The organism is Microbacterium sp. EST19A (assembly GCF_019969685.1).
GTDB lineage: Bacteria > Actinomycetota > Actinomycetes > Actinomycetales > Microbacteriaceae > Microbacterium.
Genome location: NZ_JAHXYZ010000001.1, coordinates 339071 through 360928, shown reverse-complemented (window position 1 = coordinate 360928; position 21858 = coordinate 339071). Strand labels below are relative to the sequence as shown.

The following is a 21858-nucleotide window of genomic DNA, read 5'->3' as shown; positions in this document are numbered from 1 at the left end:
GGTGAGACCGCGGTGGGATGCAGTCTTCTGCGGTCCACCACTGGCGTCAAACGTTTTCGAAAACAGTTTCCGTCCGGCGCCTGCGGGGGTCTACGCTGACGAGTCATGAGCGGGAGAACGACGATCCACGACGTCGCGAAGGCGGCAGGCGTGTCGGTGTCGACCGTGTCCAAGGCGGTCAACGGGCGATACGGCATCGCGGATGCCACCGTGCAGCGCGTGCTCGACACGGTGCGCGAACTCGGCTACGAGTCGAGCCTGGTCGCCAGCAGCATGCGCGCGCGGCGGACCGGAGTCATCGGCGTGCTCCTGGCGGACTTCGAGCCGTTCAGTGCCGAGATCCTCAAGGGCGTCGGCACCGCCGTGCACGACACGGCCTTCGACCTCCTCGCCTACAGCGGCTCGCATCACGGCGCCGGGGACGGGTGGGAGCGGCGCTCACTGAGCCGCCTGTCCGGCACACTGATCGACGCCGCCATCATGGTGACGCCGACCGTGGTGAGCGCCTCGACCGAGATACCGGTCGTCGCGATCGACCCGCACACCGGGCGGGCGGACCTGCCGACGGTCGAATCCGACAGCTTCGGCGGCGCGCTCACGGCGACACGGCACCTGATCGAGCTCGGCCACCGTCGGATCGGATTCCTCGCCGGTCGGCCCGACCTTCGCTCGGCCGGGCTGCGTGACGCCGGTTACCGGCGTGCCCTGTCGGATGCCGGCATCCCGATCGATCCCGCCCTGGTCGGCGTGGGGCGGTACGAGTTGCAGACGACGCGTGAATCAGCGCGCCTGCTCCTGGCCGGCGACTCCCGCCCGACGGCCGTGTTCGCCGCGAACGACCTGTCCGCGATCGCGGTCATCGAGGTCGCGCGTGAGATGGGGCTGCGCGTGCCGGAGGACCTGTCGGTGATCGGCTTCGACGACGTACCGGAGGCATCGCGACGGGCCCTCCCGCTGACCACGATCCAGCAGCCGATGCGACGCCTCGGCCAGGTCGCGGCCGACATGGTGTTCACGCTGCTCGAGGGGCGGGAGATCGAGCAGATGCACGTGACCCTGCCGACGCGTCTGGTGGTCAGGGCGACGACGGCGCGCTACGCGGAGTGAGCGCTCGCACCTGCTCCCACGCCGGCTCGGCGAGCTCTGCCGACAGCCGCGCGAACTCGTCGAAGCTGCGGCGTCCGGGCCAGTCGGCGGGCAGCATCGACGGCGGCAGTCCGGGGTCGGTGTACGGCAGCACGCGCCAGCTGTCGATCAGACGCACGTAGGCGGCGAACGGCTCGGCGGGGAGCGCGGTCAGCGAATCCTGGAATGCCAGGTGCTCGGCGCGGAGAGCTTCGAGGTCCCACCACTGCGCGGCCGCCTCGACCAGCGACCCGGGCGGCACCGGCGCCGAGGCCCGGAAGAGCGTGGCCCAGGCGCGGGCATCGAGGCCGTCGAGGATCTCGAGCACCTCATCCTGCAGGTGGCCGGGGCAGATCCACAGCGCGGGCGAGACGATGCCGGCACCTATCCACTGCAGCCGGCGACGGAGCTGGTGACGGATGCGGCGCTCGCTCTCCGGGATCGAGAACGAGACGAGGCACCAGTCGTCGGCATCGGTCATCTCGCGCATCTCGAAGATGCGCCGATCGCCGCGCTCCAGCATCCCGACGGCATCCGGGTCGAGCCGGTAGCCGATCGACTCGGATCGCTCGGCGAGCAGCAGCCCCTTCTGCTTGAGACGCGTCACGCCGGTGCGCGCCTGCGCGGAAGGGATGCCGAGGGCGCCGGCCAGTGCCACCAGGTCGGCGGTCGAGATCCAGCCGCCGAGCGGTCGCAGGTAGACGCCGATCAGCGTGCGGAGGAGCGACGCGGTGCTGCCGGGCCGCGCATCGATGTCATCGAGCACGGCCCGCTCAGCGGCCATGGGACTCCAGGGCGTCGCGCACGGCGAGGATGCCGGTGATCGTCTCGACATGCGAGGTGCTCAGCGGAGAGAGACCCAGGCGGATGCCGTCGGGGAAGCGGAAATCCGGGATGATGCCGTCGGCCCACAGTCGCTGCGTGACCTCGCGGAAGTCCGGGTGGCCGATCGTCACGTGGCTGCCGCGGAGATCCGGGTCGCGGGGGCTCAGCAGGCGCACGCCGAGCGGCGCGAGCACCTCGTCGTACCCGCGCACGGCGAGGTCGGTGAGGGAGGAAGACTTCGCGCGCACGCCGTCGATCGTGGCCTGCTCGATGAGGTCCAGCATCCCCTGCATCGCGAGCATCGAGGTCACCGGCGGGGTGCCGCTGAGGAGCTGGCGGATGTCACCGGACGGCGCGTACTCCGGACCCATCGCGAAGATGTCGGCGGCGCTCCACCAGCCCTGGATCGGCTGGCGCAGCAGGCCCTGCAGATCGTGGCGGAGGTAGGCGAAGGCGGGGGATCCGGGGCCGCCGTTGAGGTATTTGTAGGTGCAGCCGACGGCCATGTCGACGCCCCATGCGTCGAGCTGCGTCGGGATCACGCCGGCGGAGTGGCAGAGGTCCCACATCATCAGGGCGCCGGCCTCGTGCACCGCTGCGGTGATCCCCGGCATATCGGAGAGAGCGCCGGAGCGGTAGTCGACGTGGCTCAGCGACACGAGGGCGGTGCGCTCCGACACAACGGCCTCGACGTCGGCGATCGTCACGCCGCGTACCGGGTCGGGCTCGAGCCAGCGCAGCGTCATGCCCGCCTCGGCGGCGACGCCCTCGGCCAGGAACCGGTCGGTGGGGAAGTTGCCCGCTTCCATCACGAGCTCGGTGCGTCCTTCGCCGGCGGCACCGAGCGCGGCGCGCAGGAGCTTGTAGATGAGCACGCTGGTGGAGTCGGCGACGACCGTCTGCCCGGCAGCGGCACCCAGCGCGACGCGGCCGATGCGGTCGCCGAGCTCCATCGGCAGGGCCATCCACTGCTCGTCCCACGAGCGGATGAGCCGCGTGCCCCAGTCCTCGCGCACGAACGCGGCGAGCTTCTCAGGGATGTCGCGCAGCGGTCGGCCGAGCGAGTTGCCGTCGAGGTAGGCGGTGACGCCCGGGGCGTCGAGGAACGCGTCGAGGTGCGCGCCGAGCGGGTCGGCGGCGTCGAGGGCGCGGGCGGTGTCGAGGAGGTCGGTCATGTCACACCTTCAGGTCGGCGGGGGTGAGGCGGCGGGCGCGGAGGGGGTCGGCGTCGCCGGGGAGGAGGAAGAGGGCGGATGCCGGATCGCGCGGGTCGGCCGGGGCGAGCGCACGGAGCAGGTCGAGGCCGTCGATGCCCGCCTCGCGCAGAGCATCGATCTCCCGCGGGTTCAGGTCGACCGGCGTCGGGCCGTTGCCCATGTCGGTGCCGTAGCGCACGGTACCGCCGGCCGCGTGGAACCGACGGACGTTGTCGACGGCGGTGCGGTAGTCGACGCCGTCGTGGATCGAGAGCGTCGAGATCCAGGTGACGGATGCCGCCTGCGCGAGGATCTCGTCCTCATCGAGGAGCTCGGAGAACGGAGCGTGTGCGAGGGCGTGCGCGCCGAGACGGGCCGCGCGCTGCGCCTGGCCCGGGCCCTGCGCGTGCACCACCACCGGGATATCACGCTCAGCGGCGAGCTCGACGATCGTGCGGAGGAGCTCGTCGGTGAACACCGGCCCCGCGTCGCTGTTGTTCGTGACCTTGACGCGGGTGGCTCCGGCATCCGCCATCTCGGCGACGGCCGCGGCGGCGTCTTCGGCATTCACGATCTCCCGGAACGACCCGGCCGGCGCCCAGTCGCGATCGGAGGGGTAGCCGCCGGGCGGGGTGAGGAAGGCGCCCGCGAACTCGATCGCGGTTTCCGCGTGCCGGGAGACCTCGCGGAGCACCTCGGGATCGCCGCCCAGATCCACCACGCGACCGAGCACCGACGACGCGAGGAGCCCCGCGTCGACGAGCTGCAGGTGCACGTGGTGATCGGTGAAGCCGCCGGTGACGACGCCGTCGAGCCGGGGAAGGGCTGTGGGGACGGGCTCTTCTCGCAGCAGCATCCGTCCATCGGCGTCGGTCGTGACGACGCCCTCGTGCCAGCCGTCGCCGTTGAAGAACGTGACGGCGAACATCAGCCGCCGATCTCCGTGCGCACGGTGTACAGCTCGGGGAAGAACGTGAGATCGAGCGCGCGCTGCAGGAAGCCGACGCCGCTGGACCCGCCCGTGCCGACCTTCATGCCGATCGTGCGGGCGACGGTCTTCAGGTGGCGGAAGCGCCAGAACTGGAAGTTGTCCTCGAGGTCGACGAGGTCTTCGCACGCCTCGTACAGGTCCCAGTTCTTCTGGTGGTTCTGGTAGATCTCGCGGATGGCCGGCACGAGCTCGGGCGTCTCGCGGTACGGCTGGCGCACGTCGCGCTCGAGGATCGATGCGGGTACGGGCAGCCCGCGCCGCGAGGCGTAGCGCAGGAACTCGTCGTAGAGGGTCGGCTTCTCCCACTCGGCCGTGAGCAGCGCGAGGTTCGCGGGGTGATCGCGGAAGACCTGCAGCATCTTCTCGTTCTTGTTGCCGAGGGCGAACTCGACGGCGCGGTACTGCACCGACTGGAAGCCGGAGGAGTTGCCGAGCGATCCGCGGAACTGCGCGTACTCCGTCGGCGTGAGCGTGGCGAGAATGCCCCACTGCTGCGTCATCACATCCTGGATCTTCTTGACGCGCGCGACCCGCTTCAGCGCTTCGCGGAGGTCATCGCTCGCGAGCAGCTCGCGGGCCGACGAGAGCTCATGCAGCAGCTGCTTGAGCCAGAGCTCGGTCGTCTGGTGCTGGATGATGAACAGCATCTCGTCGTGATGCTCGGGCACGCTGACCGGATGCTGCGCCGTGAGCAGCTGGTCGAGCGCGAGGTACGACCCGTAGGTCATCTTTCCGGTCAGGTCCGTGACGATGCCGGACTCCAGGCTGCGCTCGTTCTCAGGGCTCATGCCTCGAATGTATCAGTTTCGTGGCGAGCGTCACAGTAGTGAAATATGGCGGCCCTTGCTCGACGAGGCGGCGCCCGGTGGATACCGTCGGCGTATGGGCGACAGCATCGAGGCGCGGACGTTCACGCGCCAGGACCGCACGCAGTTCCGCGCGAAGACCGAGCAGTGCCTCGACGCCTTGGCGTCCATGCTGGCGGACGGGCGATTCGCCGCCGTCGACGCCCCTGATTCGCAGCTCGGTCTGGAGATCGAGTTGAATCTGGTCGACGGGCAGGGCGCACCGGCCCGCGGGAACGATGCGGTGCTCGACGCGATCGCGTCACCGGCCTTCCAGACGGAGCTCGCGCGCTTCAACGTCGAGCTCAACGTGGCGCCGCGGCCGATCGGACGCGGGGCTCTCCGAGAGCTCGAGAACGTCTTGCGGAGGGCGCTCGACATCGCCGACGATCGGGCACGGCCGACCGGCAGCGGCCTGGCCATGATCGGGATGCTCCCGACGCTCGACGAGACGCACTTCACCGAGCGCTGGTTCTCAGCCGATCCCCGATACAGCCTGCTGGGCCAGCAGATCCTCTCCGCGCGGGGTGAGGACATCGAGCTGCAGCTCGACGGGATCGCGCTGAGCGACGACCAGCCGGGCGAGCAGCTCGCGATGGTCTGCGACACGATCCTGCCCGAGGCCGCGTGCACCTCCGTGCAGCTGCATCTGCAGGTCGCGCCCGAGTCGTTCGCGGCGTACTGGAACGGGGCGCAGGCGATCGCCGGCGTGCAGGTGGCGTTGGCGGCGAACTCCCCATTCTTCGCAGGGAAGGCGCTGTGGCACGAGACGCGCATCCCGATGTTCGAACAGGCCACCGACACCCGCCCGCAGGAGCTGAAGAACCAGGGCGTGCGCCCCCGTGTCTGGTTCGGCGAGCGCTGGGTGACGTCGATCTTCGACCTCTTCGAGGAGAACTCGCGATACTTCCCTGCGCTGCTGCCCGTGACCTCGGACGAGGATCCGTTCGAGGCGCTCGAGGAGGGGCGCGCACCGGAACTCGCCGAGCTGCGCATGCACAACGGCACGGTCTACCGCTGGAACCGTCCGATCTACGATGCCGGCGACGGGACCGCGCACCTGCGCCTCGAGAACCGGGTGCTGCCGGCCGGACCGAGCGTCGTCGACGTGGTGGCGGATGCCGCGTTCTACTACGGCCTCGTGCGCAGCCTCGCCGAAGCCGACCGGCCGATCTGGACGCAGATGACCTTCGATGCGGCGGCGGAGAACCTGCACGCCGCTGCCCGCGGCGGCATCGAGTCGCGGTTGTACTGGCCGGAGGTCGGCTGGATCAGCCCGAGCGAGCTGGTGCTGCGACGGTTGCTGCCTGCGGCGGCCGAGGGATTGGATGCGTACGGCGTCGACCCGGAGGTCCGCGACCGGTATCTCGGCATCATCGAGCAGCGGTGCCTCACCGGGCGCAACGGCGCGGTCTGGCAGCGGGAGAACGTGGCGGCCCGTGAGCGCTCCGGCGCGTCAAGGGCTGACGCGCTGCACGGCATGCTCGGGGATTACGTCGAGCGGATGCGGGCCGGTGAGCCCGTGCACACCTGGACGCACTGACCTCGACCCGAGCTCTAGAGTTCCGGCGTGCGTGGCGGTGGGGTGCGGCGCGTGCCGGGAGCACCCGCCGCCTCGAACGCCGCGGCCAGCCGCAGCAGCCTCGTGTCGTCGTAGGCGCGCCCGGCGAAGGTCAGTCCGATCGGCATGCCGATGTCGGCCATCAGCCCCATCGGCACGGTGACCGTCGGGATGCCGAGGTGCCGCACGGCGAGGTTGCCGTTCGCGATCCAGGTGCCGTTGCGCCAGCCGAGATCGGCGGATGCGGTGTTCACGTCCATGTCGGCCGGCCCGACGTCGGCGACCGCCGGGAAGACGACGGCGTCGAGGCCCTGCTCGTCCATCCACACCTCGAGATCGAGCCGGCGGGTCTCCTCCAGACCGCGCAGCCCGTCTGCGAGCTCCGGCATATCGGTGAAGTCCGCTCCCGGGTGTGCGCGCACCCAGTCCGGGTAGTCGGCGATGTCGTCCTCGAAGCCCGTATACCGGTCGGGGAGGGCGCCCTCCGGATGCGGGAAGATCGTGGCACCGTCGACGTCGGCGAGTGTGGAGAGCGCCGGGTCGCCGTTCGCCTGCAGGAAGTCCTCCCAGCTCCACGCCGACAGGTCGACGATCTCGCGGTGCAGGTACTCCGGCGACACCAGGCCGCGGGTCGCCAGCGTCGGCGCACCCGGCCGGTCGCCCTCGTAGTTCGACACGACGGGGAAGTCGACCTCGACCACGGTGGCACCGGCGGCCTCGAGGTCTCGGCGAGCCGTCTCCCACTGCGCGATCACGGAGGCCCGCGTGTCGATGCGCTGCCCGGTCGGTCCGCCCATTCCCGGGGAGTCGGCGGTGCCGGCATCCGGGTCGGCGTTGATGTACATCCGCGGGATGCCGATGCGGATGCCGTCGAGCGAGGCGCCGTCGGCCACCGCGCGGTACGACGACGGACGCACGGCGGATGCGGCGGGAAGCTCGACCCACGGCTGCGCGCGCCAGAAGTCGCCCCGGGTCTCGGCGTCGTCGGCGACGATCACGTCGAGCACCTCGAGCAGATCGGCCATGGTGCGGGCGTGCGGCACGACGACGTCCATCGTCGGAACCAGGGGCCAGTTGCCCCGGGTCGAGATCACGCCGCGGGAGGGCGTGTAGGCGCAGAGCGCGTTGTTGGTCGCGGGGCCGCGCCCGCTCGACCAGGTCTCCTCGCCGAGGCCGAAGGCGGCGAAGCTCGCGGCGGTCGCGGTGCCCGATCCGTTCGACGAACCCGAGGCGAAGGGGGCCGTGAGGAACTCCGCGTTGTAGGGGCTCTCGGCGCGGCCGTAGACGCCGCGCTGCATGCCACCGTTGGCCATGGGCGGCATATTGGTCAGCCCGAGACAGATCGCTCCGGCCGCCCGCAGGCGCTCGATCGTGAACGCGTCCCGCTGAGCGACGAGCTCCGCGAAGGCGGGGCTGCCGGCCGCGGCAGTGAGTCCCGCCACGAGGTAGCTGTCCTTCGCCGTGTACGGGATGCCGTCGAGCGCACCGCGCGTCTCGCCGCGTGCACGGCGGGCGTCGGATGCCGCGGCCTCGTCACGGGCGGCGGGATTCGCGACGACGACCGCGTTGAGGGCCGTCGCCGTGTCGGGTCCGTCGTACGCGGCGATGCGGGCGAGGTAGGCGTCGACGAGCTCGACCGACGTGGTCGCGCCCGTCTCGAGCGCATGGCGCAGGTCGGCGATCGTGACTTCGGTGACGTCGATCATGAGCGCGCGCCTTCGAGCGAGGGCTGCTGCTGGGTGATGCAGTGGATGCCTCCGCCGCGGGCGAACAGGGAGCGGGCGTCGACTGTGACGACGCGGCGACCGGGATACACCTCGGCGAGGATCTCGCGCGCTGCGGCATCCGCCTTCTCCTCGCCGAACCCGCAGGCGACGACGCCGTCGTTCGTGACGAGGTGGTTGACGTAGCTCCAGTCGACGAAGCCCTCCTCATCGCGCAGGGTGGCGGGCGCCGGCAGGTCGACGATCTCGAAGCGGCGGCCCGCGGCATCCGTCTGCTCGGCGAGCAGGGCGCGCAGGTCGCGGGTGACCGCGTGGTCGGGGTGGTCGGGATCCTGCTGGTCGTGCAGCAGCAGGCGCCCGGGTGCGACGATCGTCGCGACGATGTCGACGTGGCCGTTGGTGCCGAAGTCGTCGTAGTCGCGGGTGAGGCCGCGGGGGAGCCAGATGGCCTTCGTCGCCCCGATCGTGCGGAGCATCTCGGCCTCGACGCGCGTCTTGTCGGCGAAGGGATTGCGTCGCGGGTCGAGCTGTACGGTCTCGGTGAGCAGCACCGTGCCCTCGCCGTCGACGTGGATGCCGCCGCCCTCGTTCACGAGCACCGAGCTGACGAGCTCCGCACCGACGGCGCCGGCGACGATGCGCCCGTGCTCGCCCGCCAGTCGCCATTCGGCCCAGTCCGGGGCGCCCCAGCCGTTGAAGATCCAGTCGACCGCGCCGAGCACGCCGGGGCGCTCGTCGTCGATCACGAAGGTGGGGCCGGAGTCGCGCATCCAGAACTCATCGACCGGGGCTTCGATGAGCTCGATGCTGCCGGCGAGCATGCGCCGGGCGCGGGCGGTCTCGCTCGGGTCGACGAGCATCGAGACCGGCTCGAACTCGGCGACGGCGTTCGCGACGGCGGTCCAGGTCGCGTAGCCGTCCTCGCGCTCGGCGTCGGTCTCGCCGAGCGTCTGGCCCTCGGCGGGGAACGCCATCCAGGTGCGGTCGTGGCGTGCGGTCTCGGCAGGCATGCGCCAGCTCATCGTGATCTCCTCGCTTCGTGATCGCTTCGACGGCCTCAATGCTGTTGAACAAGCGATCAACAGGTGCTACGGTAGCCCTCGATGAACACGACGTCAAGAGCACCCGCAGCGCGGCGGCTGCCACCCGAAGAGCGCGAGCGCACCATCCTCGACGGCGCCATCGCGCTCGCCAGGGAGAACGGTCTCGACACCCTCACCGTGCGTGCCGTCGCGGCCCGCGTCGGCGTGACGCCGGCGCTCGTGGCGCACTACCGCCCCGTCATGGACGCCTTCGTCGCCGAGGTCTTCGGCACGATCGTCGCGACCGAGCGCGACGAGGTGATCGCCGCCTTCACGCCCGCGGGCGGCCTGCGTGCGAGCCTGCAGCAGCTGGTCGAGACGCTGCTCGACGACTCCCGCGACGACGTCGCCCTGATCTGGGTGCAGGCATGGTCGCAGGGTGTGCGCAACGAGCCCCTGGGGGAGCGCGTGCGCTCCGAGATGGACCTGTGGCAGAGCAGGCTCGAAGAGGTCATCTCCGGTGCCGCAGCAGCCGACCCCGACGATTCCGCCGACCCGCCCTTCGCCGCCTGGATGCTGCTCGCCATGGTCGACGGCATGAGCGCGCACTCCCTCGTGAAGTGGGCGCCCCGCGACCGCGCCGATCTCGCCCGCCGCACGGTCGCCGCCGTGCTCGACCGACCTTCCGCCGACCCGACCAGTGAGGACCGCTCATGAGCGCCGACCGCATGCACGCCGCATCGCCCGAATCGACCGCGATCGTCGACGCCGTGCTCGACTACTCCCGACGACGGATGCTGGCCACCGACGTGCCGCTCGACAAGCCGCAGACCGAGGCCGAGCTCAACCGTCTGATCGGTGCGACCATCACCGATTCCGGGCTCGGGGCCCCCCGCGCCCTGAGCCTGTTCGAGCACGTGCTCGCCCCGGCCTGCCTGACCACGAGCCATCCTCTGTACCTGTCGTTCATCCCGACGGCTCCGACCATGGCGGCCATCGCGTTCGACCTCGTCGTCTCGGCATCGGGCCTCTACGGCGGCAGCTGGCTGGAAGGCGCGGGTGCCGTGCACGCCGAGAACGAGGTCCTGTCGTTCCTCGCCGCCGAGTTCGGTCTGCCCGACACCGCCGGCGGCGTGTTCGTGCAGGGCGGCACGATCGGCAACCTCTCGGCGCTGGTCGCCGCCCGCGAGGCCGCGAAGGCGCGCCTGATCGCGGCCGGCAAGGACCTGCCCACGCGCTGGAAGATCGTCTGCAGCGTCGAGGCGCACTCCTCGAACAAGTCGGCTGCGAAGGTCATGGACGCCGACGTGCTGCTCGTTCCCGCGGGCGACGACGGCGTGCTGCGGGCGGATGCCGTGCGCGAGGCGCTGGCCGAGCACGGCGACGAGATCTGCGCGGTGGTCGCGACCGGCGGCTCGACGAACTTCGGCATCGTCGACGACATCAAGGGGATCGCGGCGCTGAAGGACGAGTTCGACTTCTGGCTGCACATCGACGGCGCGTACGGCCTCACGGCGATGCTCGCCCCGGAGGCGCGGAAGATCTTCGCGGGCGTCGAGCGCGCCGACTCGGTCATCGTCGACCCGCACAAGTGGCTGTTCGCGCCGTTCGACTGCTGCGCCCTGATCTACCGCGACCCCGACAGCGGTCGGCGTGCGCACACGCAGCACGCCGAGTACCTCGACATCCTCACCGACGTCGACGAGTTCAGCCCCTCGGACTACTCGATCCAGCTCACCCGGCGCCCGCGCGGCCTGCCGATGTGGTTCTCGCTCGCGACGTACGGCGTGACCGCGTACCGGGATGCCGTCAGCAGCACGATCGCCCTGACGAAGCGCATCGCCGGCGAGATCGCCCGACGCCCCGAGCTGCGGCTCGTGCGGGATCCGCAGCTGTCGGTCGTCGTGTTCGAGCGCGACGGCTGGGAGCGCGCCGACTACGACCGCTGGTCGGCGGAGCTCCTCGACTCGCAGCGGGCGTTCGTGGTGCCCAGCTCGCACCAGGGTCGCCCCAACACGCGCTTCGCGATCCTCAACCCGCTCACGACCTTCGACGACCTGGTCGGCATCCTCGACACGATGAAGTAGGCGAGCTGCGCGACGGATGCCGTCAGCGCGTGGTGTGCGCGTTCAGGAAGTCGATGGTCTTCTGCAGCGCGGTCTGCGCGTCGGGCATGTCGAGGTGGAACTGGTACTCGTGCGGCAGCGCCGGTTCGTGCGGAGCAGGCCAGAACTGGGTCGTCACGTCGACGCCGAGCTCTTCGAGGCGCTGCGCCATCGGGATCGACTGCAGCCAGGTGAGGCCGTCGCCGTTGCCGCCGGAGATGTACGTCGTGGGGAAGTCCTTCGTCACCCAGTCGACGGTCGACATGGTCGCTCCGGTCGAGTCCTCGGCCCAGGTCTTCGTGCCCGAGTAGGCCCACATCGCCGACTTGAAGCCCCAGCCGGCGAGCCCATCGAGTTGAGCGAGGGCTCCGAGGTCGTACACGCCGCAGTTGAGCACGGTGGCGATGAGCTGGTCGGCCTCGAGAGTGGGCGTGATGCCCATGATCTCGGCGTATCCCGGGCTCGTGATGAGCGTCGCCATCTGACTGGCGAGCTGGCCGCCGGCCGAGTCGCCCGCGAGCACGATCTGCGTCGGGTCGACGCCGAGCTCCTCGGCGTGCTCGTCGATGTACGCGAGCGCGTCGTTGAGCTGGTGCACCGCGAGCGGATAGACGCCCTCGGGGCCGATCGTGTAGTTCACCGCGATGGTGGTGTACCCCTCCGCAGCGAGGATGCGCATGTAGGGGTCGACGTTCTCCTTCGCGCCCGAGATCCAGGCGCCGCCATGGATCCAGACGACGGTCGGCAGCGGGCCGGTCGCGGATGCCGGGGCGAAGACGTCCATCGTCGTGTCGGCGCCCGCGTCGCCGTAGGAGACGTCGAGCTTCTCGGTGAGCTTCGTGTCGGGAACGTGCTTGTCCATCTCGGCGGCGGTCTCGTCGCCGCCCTTGGTGAAGACGGCGCGGATGATCATCGCCGACGGCCAGGGGCTGATCGAGCCGACGATCGCCACCACCGCGACGACGGCCACGATGATGCCGAGAGCGACCTTGGTGCGGTGCCAGGGCCGACGGGCCTTCTTCGGGTGATCGGACTCTTCGGCGTGCGCGCCAGTGCTCATTGGAACCCCTCCCTGCGCATCAGTGTGCCAGTATTCCGGTTCGCGCATGCGTGAATCCGGCCCGTGCGCGAATGCGGCCGGTGCGCGGCGACGTCGAGGGTCGGTTAGTTTACTAAGGACACCCTTACTGCGATCCCAGGAGTCTCATGTCCTTCCGCCCCTGTCCGGCGACGTCGTCGTGACGACGGTCGGAGGAGTCTTCCGGGAAGTCGTGTGGGGAGCGGGCCGCCGCAGGCGCGCCGCACTCTCGATCGCCGGATTCTGCGGACATCAGCTGGCCGAGGTGTTGGTCCCGGTCGCCGTCGGCATCGTGATCGACCGCGCCATCGCCCCGCACGACCCGGTGGCGCTGGGCTGGTCGCTCGCCTTCCTCGTGGCCGTCTTCGCGGTGCTCATCTGCGCCTGGCAGCTCGGCGACCGCGTGGGCACCGTCGTCTACGCGCGCGGTGAGCACGTGCTCCGACAGGGCATCCTCGGGCTGGCGCTCCGTCGCCGCACTCGCCGCCCGGCGGGTGAGATCCTCACGATCTCCTCTTCGGATGCCGGTGAGACGGCCGGGTTCTTCTGGACCGTCGCCGAGCAGGCGGCTGCCGCCACAGCCGTCATCGTCGCCTGCGCGACCCTGCTGGTGATCGCCTGGCCGCTCGCCATCGCCGTCGTCATCGGCACACTGCTGCAGGCGCTCGTCGTCAACGCCGTCAGCGGCGGACTGCGTCGTCGCGGATACGAGGCACAGCGGCAGGCCGCGCGGCTCGACGCCGTCAGCACCGACTTCGCGACCGGGCTCCGCGTGCTCGGCGCGCTCGGCGGTGCGTCGCGGGCGACCGAGCGCTACGTCGCCGAGAGCGCGGTCGCTGCGGAGGCCGCCTACCGCGCGGAGAAGTCCGCCGCCGCCCTGACCGCCCTCAACCTCGTCGTCAGCGGCCTCGCGTTCACCGGGATCGCGGTGCTCGGCGGATGGCTCGCCCTCGACGGGGCGATCACGGTCGGCGGCTTCGTCACCGCGATGGGCCTCGCGCAGACCATCCGCGGACCCTTGGAGACCCTCGGGTACCTGCCCGCGGAGATCGCGTCGAAGCACGGTTCCGCGACCCGCATCGCCGAGTTCTCCCGCGAGGCGGGACACCCGCACGGCGCCCCGGATGCCGCTGCCGAACTGCCGACCGGTGGCAGCGAGATCGTGGCCCGGGTGCTCGTCGACGGGCGGCGCCTCGACGTCGCCGCGGGCGAGATCACCGGCATCCGGGCAGACCCCGAGCGCATCTCCGATCTCGCGCAGCTGTTCGGCGGGCGCAGGGAGGCCTCTGCCGGCGAGCTCGTGGTCGACGGCATCGACGCGATCCACCTCGGGCGCGAGGGCCTGCGGGCTCTGGTGTTCGCGCCGCCCCACGATGCGGCCGTGTTCACCGGGACCGCCGCCGAGAACATCGCCGAGACGATCGAGGATGCCCACCTCACGGCATCCGCGTTCGACGAGGTCGTGCACCGGCTTCCCGACGGGCTCGACGAGCGCATCGGCGAGCGGGGCCTCCGCCTGTCGGGAGGGCAGCGCCAGCGGCTGCTGCTGGCCCGCGCGCTGCATCAGCCGCAGCGCGTGCTCGTGCTGCACGAGCCCACCACCGCGATCGACCCCATCACCGAGGCGCAGGTCGCCGCCGGGCTCGCGACCGAGGGACGCACGATCGTGCTGCTCACGGATCGCGCGTCGCTGCTGTCGGCCTGCCACCGCGTGCACGACCTGAGGGGAGCGGCCTCATGACCGACGAGAAGCTGCCCATCGCCTCGGGGCGTGACACCGCGCGCGGCCTGCTCGCGGCGCTCGGCCGGCGACGGGGCCTCACGATCTTCGCCCTGTTCACGCTGTGCGCGGGAGTCGGCGCGGCGCTCGTCGCCCCCTGGATCATCGGCCTCATGGTCGACGACATCACCCGGGGCGGCGGATCGCTGCTGCCCTACGGTCTCGCCCTCGTCGGTTCGGTGACCATCGGCGCCGCGCTCACCTGGGCCGGACGCGTGCTGCTCGCCCGCCTCGGTCAGGGCACGATCCGCGAGGTGCGCGAGGCGGCGTTCCGCACCGCTCTCGCTCAGCCCACGGCCCGCATCGAGGCCGCGGGGACCGGTGACCTGGTCGCCCGTCTCTCCGGCGATGTGCGCGCCGTCGGGCAGGTCGTCGAAGAGGCGCTTCCCGCCTTCCTCGCGGCGCTGTTCGGCGTCGTGCTCAGCCTCGCCGGGATGGGGCTGCTCGATTGGCGGTTCGCGCTCGCGGCGCTTCTCGCCGCCCCGATGCAATATCTCGCGCTGCGCCGATTCCTCCGCCGGTCTGGTCCGGTGTATCGCCGGCACCGCGCTGTCGTGGCAGAACGTGGCCAGCGCACGATCGAGGCGGTCCGCGGCGTCGACACCGTGCTCGCGCTGCGTACGGAGGAGCGGCACCTCGACGGGATCGCCGAGGCGAGCGAGGAGGCCATCGGGCTCGAGGTGAGGGCCACCGCCGTGCGCAACGATTTCAACTTCTTCCTCAACGGTGCCGAGCTGATCGGACTCTCCGCCGTGCTCGTCGTCGGCTACTTCCTCGTCGCCGACGGCCAGGTCGAGCTGGGCGCCGCCACCGCCGCGGCGCTGTACTTCCTCGGGCTGTTCGGGCCGATGGGAACACTGCTCTTCCGGATCGACGAGCTTCAGGACGCCGGCGCGAGCCTCGCCCGCCTGTTCGGTGTGATCGGGTTGCCGTCGCCGAGCCCGCGGGAGGGCGCGGCGTCGGTGCGCCGGGGAGCGATCGAGGTCGACGGCCTCGGGTTCGCCCACCGTCCGGGCCAGCGCGACCTCGACGCCGTGTCGATGTCGGCGGCGCCCGGGGAGGCGATCGCGGTCGTCGGCGCGAGCGGAGCAGGAAAGACGACTCTCGCGCGCGTGCTGGCCGGCGCCCTTCCGCGCGGTGAAGGAGCGGTCCGGCACGACGAGGTCGACATCGACGCCTGGCATCCGCACGATCTGCGCGACGCCGTGGTGATGCTGACGCAGGAGCCGCATGTGTTCGCGGGGTCGATCCGCGACGACCTCGCGCTCTTCAGCGACGCCGACGAGGAGCGGATGCACCGCAAGATCGAACAGCTCGGCGCCGGCTGGATCCTCGCCCTGCCCGACGGCCTCGACACGGTCGTCGGAGAAGCGGGTCTTCCGCTCACGCCGGGGCAGACGCAGCACCTCGCGCTCGTGCGGGTCGCGCTCGCCGCGGCATCCGTCGTCATCCTCGACGAGGCCACCGCCGAGGCGGGATCCGCCGACGCGGAGCTGCTCGACCAGGCCGCGCGCGCGGCGATCGGCGATCGTACGGGCATCGTGATCGCCCACCGGCTGAGTCAGGCCGTCACGGCGGACCGGATCCTCGTGATGCAGGACGGTCGCGTGGTGCAGTCCGGCACGCACGAGGAGCTGGTCGCCGCGCCGGGGCCGTACGCCGACCTCTGGGCGGCCTGGACCGCGTGGTGAGCAGGGTCGTCAGGCGGTGAGGCCGGCGATGAGGCGCCGCAGCCCGTAGTCGAAGGCACGGTCGACATCGCCGCCGAGCCGGAAGGCTCCCGAGAGCTCCATCTGCAGGAAGCCCGTCGCCCAGGCCGTGAACAGGCGGGCCGCATCGAGGGCGTCGTCCTCGCCGACCAGGGCGGCGGAGGCGCGGATGAGCGGCGCGGCCGAGCGCTGCAGGGCGGCGTGCGGAGCCGCGGCGCTGAACATGAGCCGGAAAGCCTCGGGCTGCTGCTGGGCGAAGGACCGGTAGGCGCCCGCGATGCCCGTGAGATCGGCATCCGCGGCGTCGAGGCGGGCCGTGAGCTCATCGATGATCGACTCGGCGATGGCAGAGAGAAGGGCGTCACGATCGCGCACGCGCTTGTAGAGCGAAGGAGCCCGCACGCCGACGCGCGTGGCGACGGCCTGCATCGTGACGCTCGCGGGGCCCGTCGCATCCAGGATCTCCCGGCCCGCGGCGATGATCTGCGCGAGCGAGGTCCGATCGGGTGTCGGCATGACTTCTCCTTGATAGCTATTGACAATAGCCATCATAGCTACGTATCGTAGCCATCGCAATCATCTTCGGAAGGAATCCCCATGAAGCTCGCACCGCACCTCCATCGACTGGGTAACGACATCGTCGCCTCGTACCTCATCGATCTCCCGGAGGGGATCACGCTGATCGACGCGGGACTCCCCGGCCACTGGAACGACCTGCAGCGCGAGCTCGCCGAGATCGGGCGGCCGCTGTCCGACATCCGCGGACTCGTGCTCACCCACGGAGACAGCGACCACATCGGTTTCGCCGAGCGGCTGCGCCGGGAAGCCGGGGTGCCGGTCTTCATCCATGCCGCCGATGCCCACCGCGTGCGCACGGGGGAGAAGCCGAAGACGGCGATGGGGCCCGCACGGCTCGGGCCGATGCTGGGGTTCTTCGCCTACGGCATCCGCAAGAACGCCCTGCGCACCCATTACGTGACCGAGGTCGTCGAGGTCGCCGACGGAGACGTGCTCGACCTGCCCGGAGCGCCCGTGATCATCGGGATGCCGGGGCACTCGCCGGGAAGCATCGCGGTGCACGTGCCCGCGGCCGACGCCGTCTTCGTGGGCGACGCCCTCACCACACGCCACGTGCTCACCGGGAAGGTCGGCGCGCAGCCGGCCCCGTTCACCGACGAGCCCGAGACCGCGTCGGCCTCGCTCGACCGGATCGCCGAGGTCTCGGCGTCGTGGGTGCTGCCGGGTCACGGCGCACCCTGGCAGGGTTCGCCCGCCGACATCGCCGCCGCCGTGCGGGCCTCGGGCTGACCGCTACCGCGCCGCCAGGACGGATGCCGTGTCGCTCACCGTGATCTGCGGCGGGTACAGCCCCATCACCTGGATCGCGGCGGCGTGGTTCTCGGCCGTCGATCCCGCGCACGCATCGGCGGCGACGGTCACGTGGGCTCCGGCATCCGCTGCGGCCAGGGCCGTCGAGATCACGCAGCAGTCCGTCGAGACCCCGGCCAGCACGACATGCGCGCCGCGCCCGACGAGGGCCTCGATCTCCGGTCCCCACTTCCCGAAGGTCGGCAGATCGAGGGTCGGATGCGGCGACAGCCCGACCGCCTCGGGCACGAGGTCGAACAGCGGATCGGTCGGCGGCTGGTCGGCGAAGGGCCACACGGCGAAGTACGCGCCCCACGAGGTGGAGCGGTCGGCAGTCGGCATCCAGCGGGTCACGATCACGCGCTCGCCGAAGGACTCTGCCAGAGAGCGGATGCGCGGCATCGTCTCAGCGAAGAACGGCGAGCCCCACGCGGAGTCCGGCGACGCGAAGATCGTCTGCGGGTCGATCACGACCAGCCAGGGGTCAGGCGCTTTGTCTCGTCGCTGCGCTCCTCGCTCAACGACCGACTTCTGGGCCCCTGAGCTCGTCGAAGGGCTCACGCCTCTTCCTGCCGGCGGATCTTCGCCGCCCGCGCGAAGTAGGTCACGAGGAACGACAGCACGAGGGCGAAGAACACGCCGAGGTTCGCGTAGGCCCAGTCGCCGTCGCGTCCGCCGACGAGGAACAGCAGGTAGCCCTGCCAGTTGTTCCACGGCGCGGCATCCGCGAAGTTGTTGATGACGAGACCCCACCCGATCACGCTCGTGACGACCATGGTGCCGATCGAGGTCCAGTCCCAGGCGCCGTAGCGGCCGCGGCTGTCGAACAGGGCGTCCTCGTCGTAGTCCTTCTTCCGGCGCAGGATGTCGGCGATGAGGATGCCGGCCCACGAGGCGAGAGGCACACCGAGCGTGATCAGGAAGCTCTGGAACGGCCCGAGGAAGTCGGTCGCGAAGAACACCACGAAGATCGTGCCGATCGTGAGGATGACTCCGTCGATCGCGGCGGCCGACGGCCGGGGGATGCGGATGCCGAGGCTGAGCAGCGTCAGTCCGGAGGAGTAGATGCCGAGCACCGCACCCGAGACGAGCGCGAGCACGGCCGTGAGCAGGAACGGCACGAGCACCCACACCGGCAGGATCGAGGCGAGGGCGCCGATCGGGTCGGCGGCGATCGCGTTCATGAGGTCGTCGTCGGAGCCGCCGAGCAGCAGTCCGAACACCACGAGGATCACCGGGGCCACCGAGCCGCCGATCGTGTTCCAGGCGACGATCGCCCCGTCGGATGCCGTGCGCTTCTGGTACCGCGACCAGTCCGCGGCGATGTTGATCCAGCCGAGGCCGAATCCGGTCATCACCATGACGAGGGCGCCGATGACCTGCCCGATGCCGCCGTCCGGACGGGCCATGACGGCCGCGAGATCGATCTGCGGCGCCGCGAGGATGATGTACAGCACCGTCACGATGCCGGTGATCCAGGTGAGCACCGACTGCAGCTTCATGATCGTGTGATATCCGAGCACGGATGCGGCGACGATCAGCGCCGCGACGATCACGGTCGCGATGATCTTCAGCGCGATGCTGTCGCCGTCACCGCCGAGCTGCGTGATGATCGTCACGGTCGCGAGCACCGCGAGGATCGCGAGGAACGTCTCCCACCCGATCGACGTCAGCCACGAGATGATGCCGGGCACCTTCTGCCCCTGCACGCCGAACGCGGCACGCGAGAGCACCATGGTCGGGGCCGAGCCGCGCTTGCCGGCGATCGCGATGAGCCCGCACAGCAGGAACGACACCACGATGCCGATGATCGACACGAGGGTCGCCTGCCAGAACGAGATGCCGAAGCCGAGCACGAACGACCCGTACGACATGCCGAACACCGACACGTTCGCCGCGAACCAGGGCCAGAACAGGTCGCGGGGCTTCGCGTTCCGGTCGGATTCGGGGATGATCTCGATGCCCGCACGCTCGATGAGAGCCGGCTTGATGTCCGTCATGAGCAACATCTTGGCACTGCCCGGGCGTGCCGGGGCGGCAATCGGGATCAGGCGGTGAAGAACGACTCCGCGGTGCGGGACAGGTCGTACAGGTCGGAGACGCCGGCGAGCTCGCGCGCGGAGTGCATCGACAGGATCGGGATGCCGACGTCGACGGTGCGGATGCCGAGCCGGGTGGCGGTGATCGGGCCGATCGTGGAGCCGCACGGCACGGCGTTGTTCGAGACGAACTCCTGCGTGCTGACTCCGACGCGCTCGCACCATTCGCGCCAGGCGGCCGTGCCCACGGCATCCGTCGCGTAGCGCTGATTCGCGTTCAGCTTGAGGATCGGACCCGAGCCGAGCACGGGCTGCACGACCGGGTCGTGCTTGGCGACGTAGTTCGGGTGCACGGAGTGGCCGACGTCGCTGGAGAGGCACCACGACGAGGCGTAGGCCCGGCGACGCTCCGAGGCGTCGGCGCCGAGTCCGGCGTACAGGCGTTCGAGCACGTCTTCGAGGAACGGGCCGGCGGCTCCGGAGCGCGACGCGGAACCGAGCTCCTCGTGGTCGAACGCGGCGAGCACCGCGATCGGGGCCTTCGTGCGCGTACGGTCGGCGATCTCGACGAGCGCGACGACGCCGGCGTGCACCGAGGCCAGGTCGTCGAGGCGCCCGGCGGCGAAGAACGCATCGTCCTTGCCGAAGACGGCGCCGCGCGCGGTGTCGGCGATCACGACGTCGTAGCCGCGGATGTCGGATGCCGCGACGTCGGCCGACGAGCCGAGCTCGGCGAGGATGTCCTGCTGCGTCGGGTCGCCGAGGCCCCACACGGGCTGGGTCTCGGTCTGCTTGTCGAGCGCCAGGCCGGAGTTCGCGGTGCGGTCGAGGTGGATGGCGAGCTGGGGCAGGCGCAGCAGGGGGCCCGTGTCGGCCAGCACCACGCGACCGTCCGCGAGGGCGAGGCGTCCGGCGAGGCGCAGCTCGCGATCGAGCCACGAGTTCAGCAGCGGGCCGCCGTACACCTCGACGGCGGCCTGCAGCCAGCCGCGGGCGCCGGTGGTCGGCTGCGGCTTGAGCTTGAAGCCGGGGGAGTCGGTGTGCGCGCCGAACACGTGCGCGGGCGTCGTCGCGGCGGCGTCCGTCGGCACCACCCAGGCGATCGTCGCGCCGTCGCGCACGACGACGAAGCGGCCGCCGGCCTGCGCCGGCCACGGCTCCTCCTCGTGAAGGCGGGTGAAACCTGCGTCTTCGAGGCGTCGCGCGACCTCGGCCGCCGCGTGGTAGCTCGACGGGGAGGCGGCGACGAAATCGGCGAGATCCTCGGCGTGGGCGAGAGCGTCGGGGGTGACGGGCATGGCGACCTTCCTGAATACGGGCGTGATTCGAGCGTAGTCGCGCGATGACGACCCTCTGCGCGTGTCGCGGGGGCGCCGTTTGCCCGGCGTTCATCTGGCGCGACTATCGTGTACCGCGATAGCGCCTAGGGTTCCGGGGTTCGCGCCCGCCTGGTCCGAGCGGCGCCACGGCTCACCTCCGCAGGAGAGCCGTCATCTGACAGGACAAAAGCCCGGAGGACCCTGTTCGTCGCGCCCGCGTCGAACGGAAGGGTCTCGTCATGTCCCCTCTCGCCTTCGTCCTCGTCTTCGGAGCCGCGATCGCCCACGCCGCGTGGAACGTCATCGCCCACGGGGTGAGCCGCGCGGGATTCCCCTTCCTCTGGTGGGGAGCGGTCGCCAGCACGGTCGTCTGGATAGGGGCGGTGCCGTTCACCGGCGGGATCGGCGCCGACGACCTCGGCTCCTTCGCCCTCGGGGTCGCCGTCTCCGCGACGCTGCACGTCGGATACATGGTCGTGCTGCAGCGCGGTTACCGGGAGGGGAATCTCTCCACGGTCTACGCGACCGCCCGTGGCACGGGCCCTTTCCTCTCGGTGATCGTCGCGGTGCTGCTGCTCGGCGAGAGGCCGTCGGTGGTGGCGCTGATCGGCGTCGCCGCGGTGATCGTCGGGGTCGTGGCGATCGGGCTCGTCGACCGCGGGAGGGGAGCGAAGACCGGGCGCATCGATCCGGGCCTGCTGTTCGGCCTGCTCACCGGTGTCGCGATCGCGATCTACACGATCTGGGACGCGCACGCGGTGCGCACCTGGAACCTCTCGCCGGTCGCCTTCATGGTCGGCACGACGTTGCTGCAGGTGCCGTTCTACTCGTTCGCGGTACGGCGGCGCTGGGATGCCGTCTGGTCGCTCGGACGCCGGCACTGGCGACGCATCCTCGTCTTCGGCATCCTGTCGCCGCTCTCGTACATCCTCGTGCTGACGGCGATACAGATCGCGCCGGTCGCGCTCGTCGCACCGCTGCGCGAGGTGAGCGTGGTGCTCGTGAGCCTGTTCGGCGTCATGGTGCTGCGGGAGTCGCGACCACGGTGGCGGATCGGGGCCTCGCTGGTCGTCGTCCTCGGGATCGTGCTGCTCGCGCTGTGAGTGAGCGGAGCGCGACGAAACGGTGATTTCGTACCGCATTCCGGTATATCGGGAAAGTAGCTCTGATC

19 protein-coding genes are annotated in these 21858 nt (G+C 70.7%); 8 read left to right on the top strand and 11 right to left on the bottom strand.

Annotation, left to right across the window (positions count from 1 at the left end; translation table 11 throughout):
* Positions 1 to 105: 105 nt before the first annotated feature.
* The gene (locus LC452_RS01860) at positions 106 to 1107 is read left to right on the top strand and encodes a LacI family DNA-binding transcriptional regulator (protein ID WP_223622322.1); all 1002 of its coding nucleotides are present in this window, start codon (positions 106 to 108) and stop codon (positions 1105 to 1107) included.
* Here the strand turns inward: LC452_RS01860 and LC452_RS01855 are convergent.
* Genes LC452_RS01855 through LC452_RS01840 form a run of 4 tightly spaced genes read right to left on the bottom strand, consistent with a single transcriptional unit; the run spans position 1076 to position 4925 of the window.
* Positions 1076 to 1909, bottom strand: a complete 834-nt coding sequence (locus LC452_RS01855; protein WP_223622321.1) for a PaaX family transcriptional regulator C-terminal domain-containing protein — start codon at positions 1907 to 1909, stop codon at positions 1076 to 1078. The two genes, LC452_RS01860 and LC452_RS01855, sit on opposite strands and share 32 nt — an antisense overlap.
* Complete coding sequence (locus LC452_RS01850) at positions 1899 to 3125, bottom strand: kynureninase (RefSeq protein WP_223622320.1); 1227 nt, start codon at positions 3123 to 3125, stop codon at positions 1899 to 1901. Before LC452_RS01850 ends, LC452_RS01855 begins: the two co-directional genes overlap by 11 nt.
* A 1-nt stretch (position 3126) precedes the next feature.
* Complete coding sequence (locus tag LC452_RS01845; RefSeq protein WP_223622319.1) at positions 3127 to 4074, bottom strand: amidohydrolase family protein; 948 nt, start codon at positions 4072 to 4074, stop codon at positions 3127 to 3129.
* Entirely contained in the window at positions 4074 to 4925 is an 852-nt protein-coding gene (locus LC452_RS01840) for a tryptophan 2,3-dioxygenase (protein WP_223622318.1), read from the bottom strand. Before LC452_RS01840 ends, LC452_RS01845 begins: the two co-directional genes overlap by 1 nt.
* Before the next feature lie 94 nt (positions 4926 to 5019).
* On the opposite strand from LC452_RS01840, the gene LC452_RS01835 reads away from it, so the two are divergent.
* Positions 5020 to 6525, top strand: coding sequence for a glutamate-cysteine ligase family protein (locus tag LC452_RS01835; RefSeq protein WP_223622317.1), 1506 nt, complete (start codon positions 5020 to 5022; stop codon positions 6523 to 6525).
* A gap of 14 nt (positions 6526 to 6539) precedes the next feature.
* Here the strand turns inward: LC452_RS01835 and LC452_RS01830 are convergent, their stop codons facing one another.
* On the bottom strand, positions 6540 to 8249 hold the full coding sequence (locus tag LC452_RS01830) for an amidase (RefSeq protein WP_223622316.1): 1710 nt from the start codon (positions 8247 to 8249) through the stop codon (positions 6540 to 6542).
* Positions 8246 to 9289 (bottom strand): agmatine/peptidylarginine deiminase, encoded by a 1044-nt coding sequence (locus LC452_RS01825; protein ID WP_223622315.1) that lies wholly within the window; start codon positions 9287 to 9289, stop codon positions 8246 to 8248. The genes LC452_RS01830 and LC452_RS01825 overlap by 4 nt, the downstream gene beginning before the upstream one ends.
* An 81-nt stretch (positions 9290 to 9370) precedes the next feature.
* On the opposite strand from LC452_RS01825, the gene LC452_RS01820 reads away from it, so the two are divergent.
* A complete protein-coding gene (locus tag LC452_RS01820) occupies positions 9371 to 10006 on the top strand; it encodes a TetR/AcrR family transcriptional regulator (protein WP_223622314.1) in 636 nt (211 codons plus the stop codon).
* Positions 10003 to 11376: an aminotransferase class V-fold PLP-dependent enzyme gene (locus LC452_RS01815; protein WP_223622313.1), complete on the top strand. Its 1374-nt coding sequence runs from the start codon at positions 10003 to 10005 to the stop codon at positions 11374 to 11376. Before LC452_RS01820 ends, LC452_RS01815 begins: the two co-directional genes overlap by 4 nt.
* 22 nt (positions 11377 to 11398) lie before the next feature.
* On the opposite strand, the gene LC452_RS01810 is transcribed toward LC452_RS01815, so the two are convergent.
* A complete protein-coding gene (locus tag LC452_RS01810; protein ID WP_223622312.1) occupies positions 11399 to 12454 on the bottom strand; it encodes an alpha/beta hydrolase in 1056 nt (351 codons plus the stop codon).
* Positions 12455 to 12632: 178 nt separating this feature from the next.
* Here LC452_RS01810 and LC452_RS01805 point away from each other — a divergent pair, with 178 nt between their 5' ends.
* Positions 12633 to 14213, top strand: coding sequence for an ABC transporter ATP-binding protein (locus LC452_RS01805; RefSeq protein WP_223622311.1), 1581 nt, complete (start codon positions 12633 to 12635; stop codon positions 14211 to 14213).
* A complete protein-coding gene (locus LC452_RS01800; protein WP_223622310.1) occupies positions 14210 to 15943 on the top strand; it encodes an ABC transporter ATP-binding protein in 1734 nt (577 codons plus the stop codon). Before LC452_RS01805 ends, LC452_RS01800 begins: the two co-directional genes overlap by 4 nt.
* A gap of 9 nt (positions 15944 to 15952) precedes the next feature.
* Here the strand turns inward: LC452_RS01800 and LC452_RS01795 are convergent, their stop codons facing one another.
* Positions 15953 to 16477 carry a TetR/AcrR family transcriptional regulator gene (locus LC452_RS01795; protein WP_223622309.1) on the bottom strand — a complete coding sequence of 175 codons (525 nt, stop codon included), beginning with the start codon at positions 16475 to 16477 and terminating at the stop codon, positions 15953 to 15955.
* A gap of 81 nt (positions 16478 to 16558) precedes the next feature.
* Between LC452_RS01795 and LC452_RS01790 the strand changes: the two genes are divergently transcribed.
* Positions 16559 to 17269: an MBL fold metallo-hydrolase gene (locus LC452_RS01790; protein ID WP_223622308.1), complete on the top strand. Its 711-nt coding sequence runs from the start codon at positions 16559 to 16561 to the stop codon at positions 17267 to 17269.
* A gap of 3 nt (positions 17270 to 17272) precedes the next feature.
* Here LC452_RS01790 and LC452_RS01785 read toward each other — a convergent pair whose 3' ends face one another.
* The 3 genes from LC452_RS01785 to LC452_RS01775 form a co-directional block, all read right to left on the bottom strand.
* Complete coding sequence (locus LC452_RS01785; RefSeq protein WP_223622307.1) at positions 17273 to 17800, bottom strand: cysteine hydrolase family protein; 528 nt, start codon at positions 17798 to 17800, stop codon at positions 17273 to 17275.
* A gap of 86 nt (positions 17801 to 17886) precedes the next feature.
* Positions 17887 to 19329, bottom strand: a complete 1443-nt coding sequence (locus LC452_RS01780) for a cytosine permease (protein ID WP_223622306.1) — start codon at positions 19327 to 19329, stop codon at positions 17887 to 17889.
* Between the two features lie 47 nt (positions 19330 to 19376).
* On the bottom strand, positions 19377 to 20666 hold the full coding sequence (locus LC452_RS01775; protein WP_223622305.1) for a M18 family aminopeptidase: 1290 nt from the start codon (positions 20664 to 20666) through the stop codon (positions 19377 to 19379).
* A gap of 260 nt (positions 20667 to 20926) precedes the next feature.
* Between LC452_RS01775 and LC452_RS01770 the strand changes: the two genes are divergently transcribed.
* On the top strand, positions 20927 to 21790 hold the full coding sequence (locus tag LC452_RS01770; protein WP_223622304.1) for an EamA family transporter: 864 nt from the start codon (positions 20927 to 20929) through the stop codon (positions 21788 to 21790).
* Positions 21791 to 21858 lie beyond the last annotated feature (68 nt).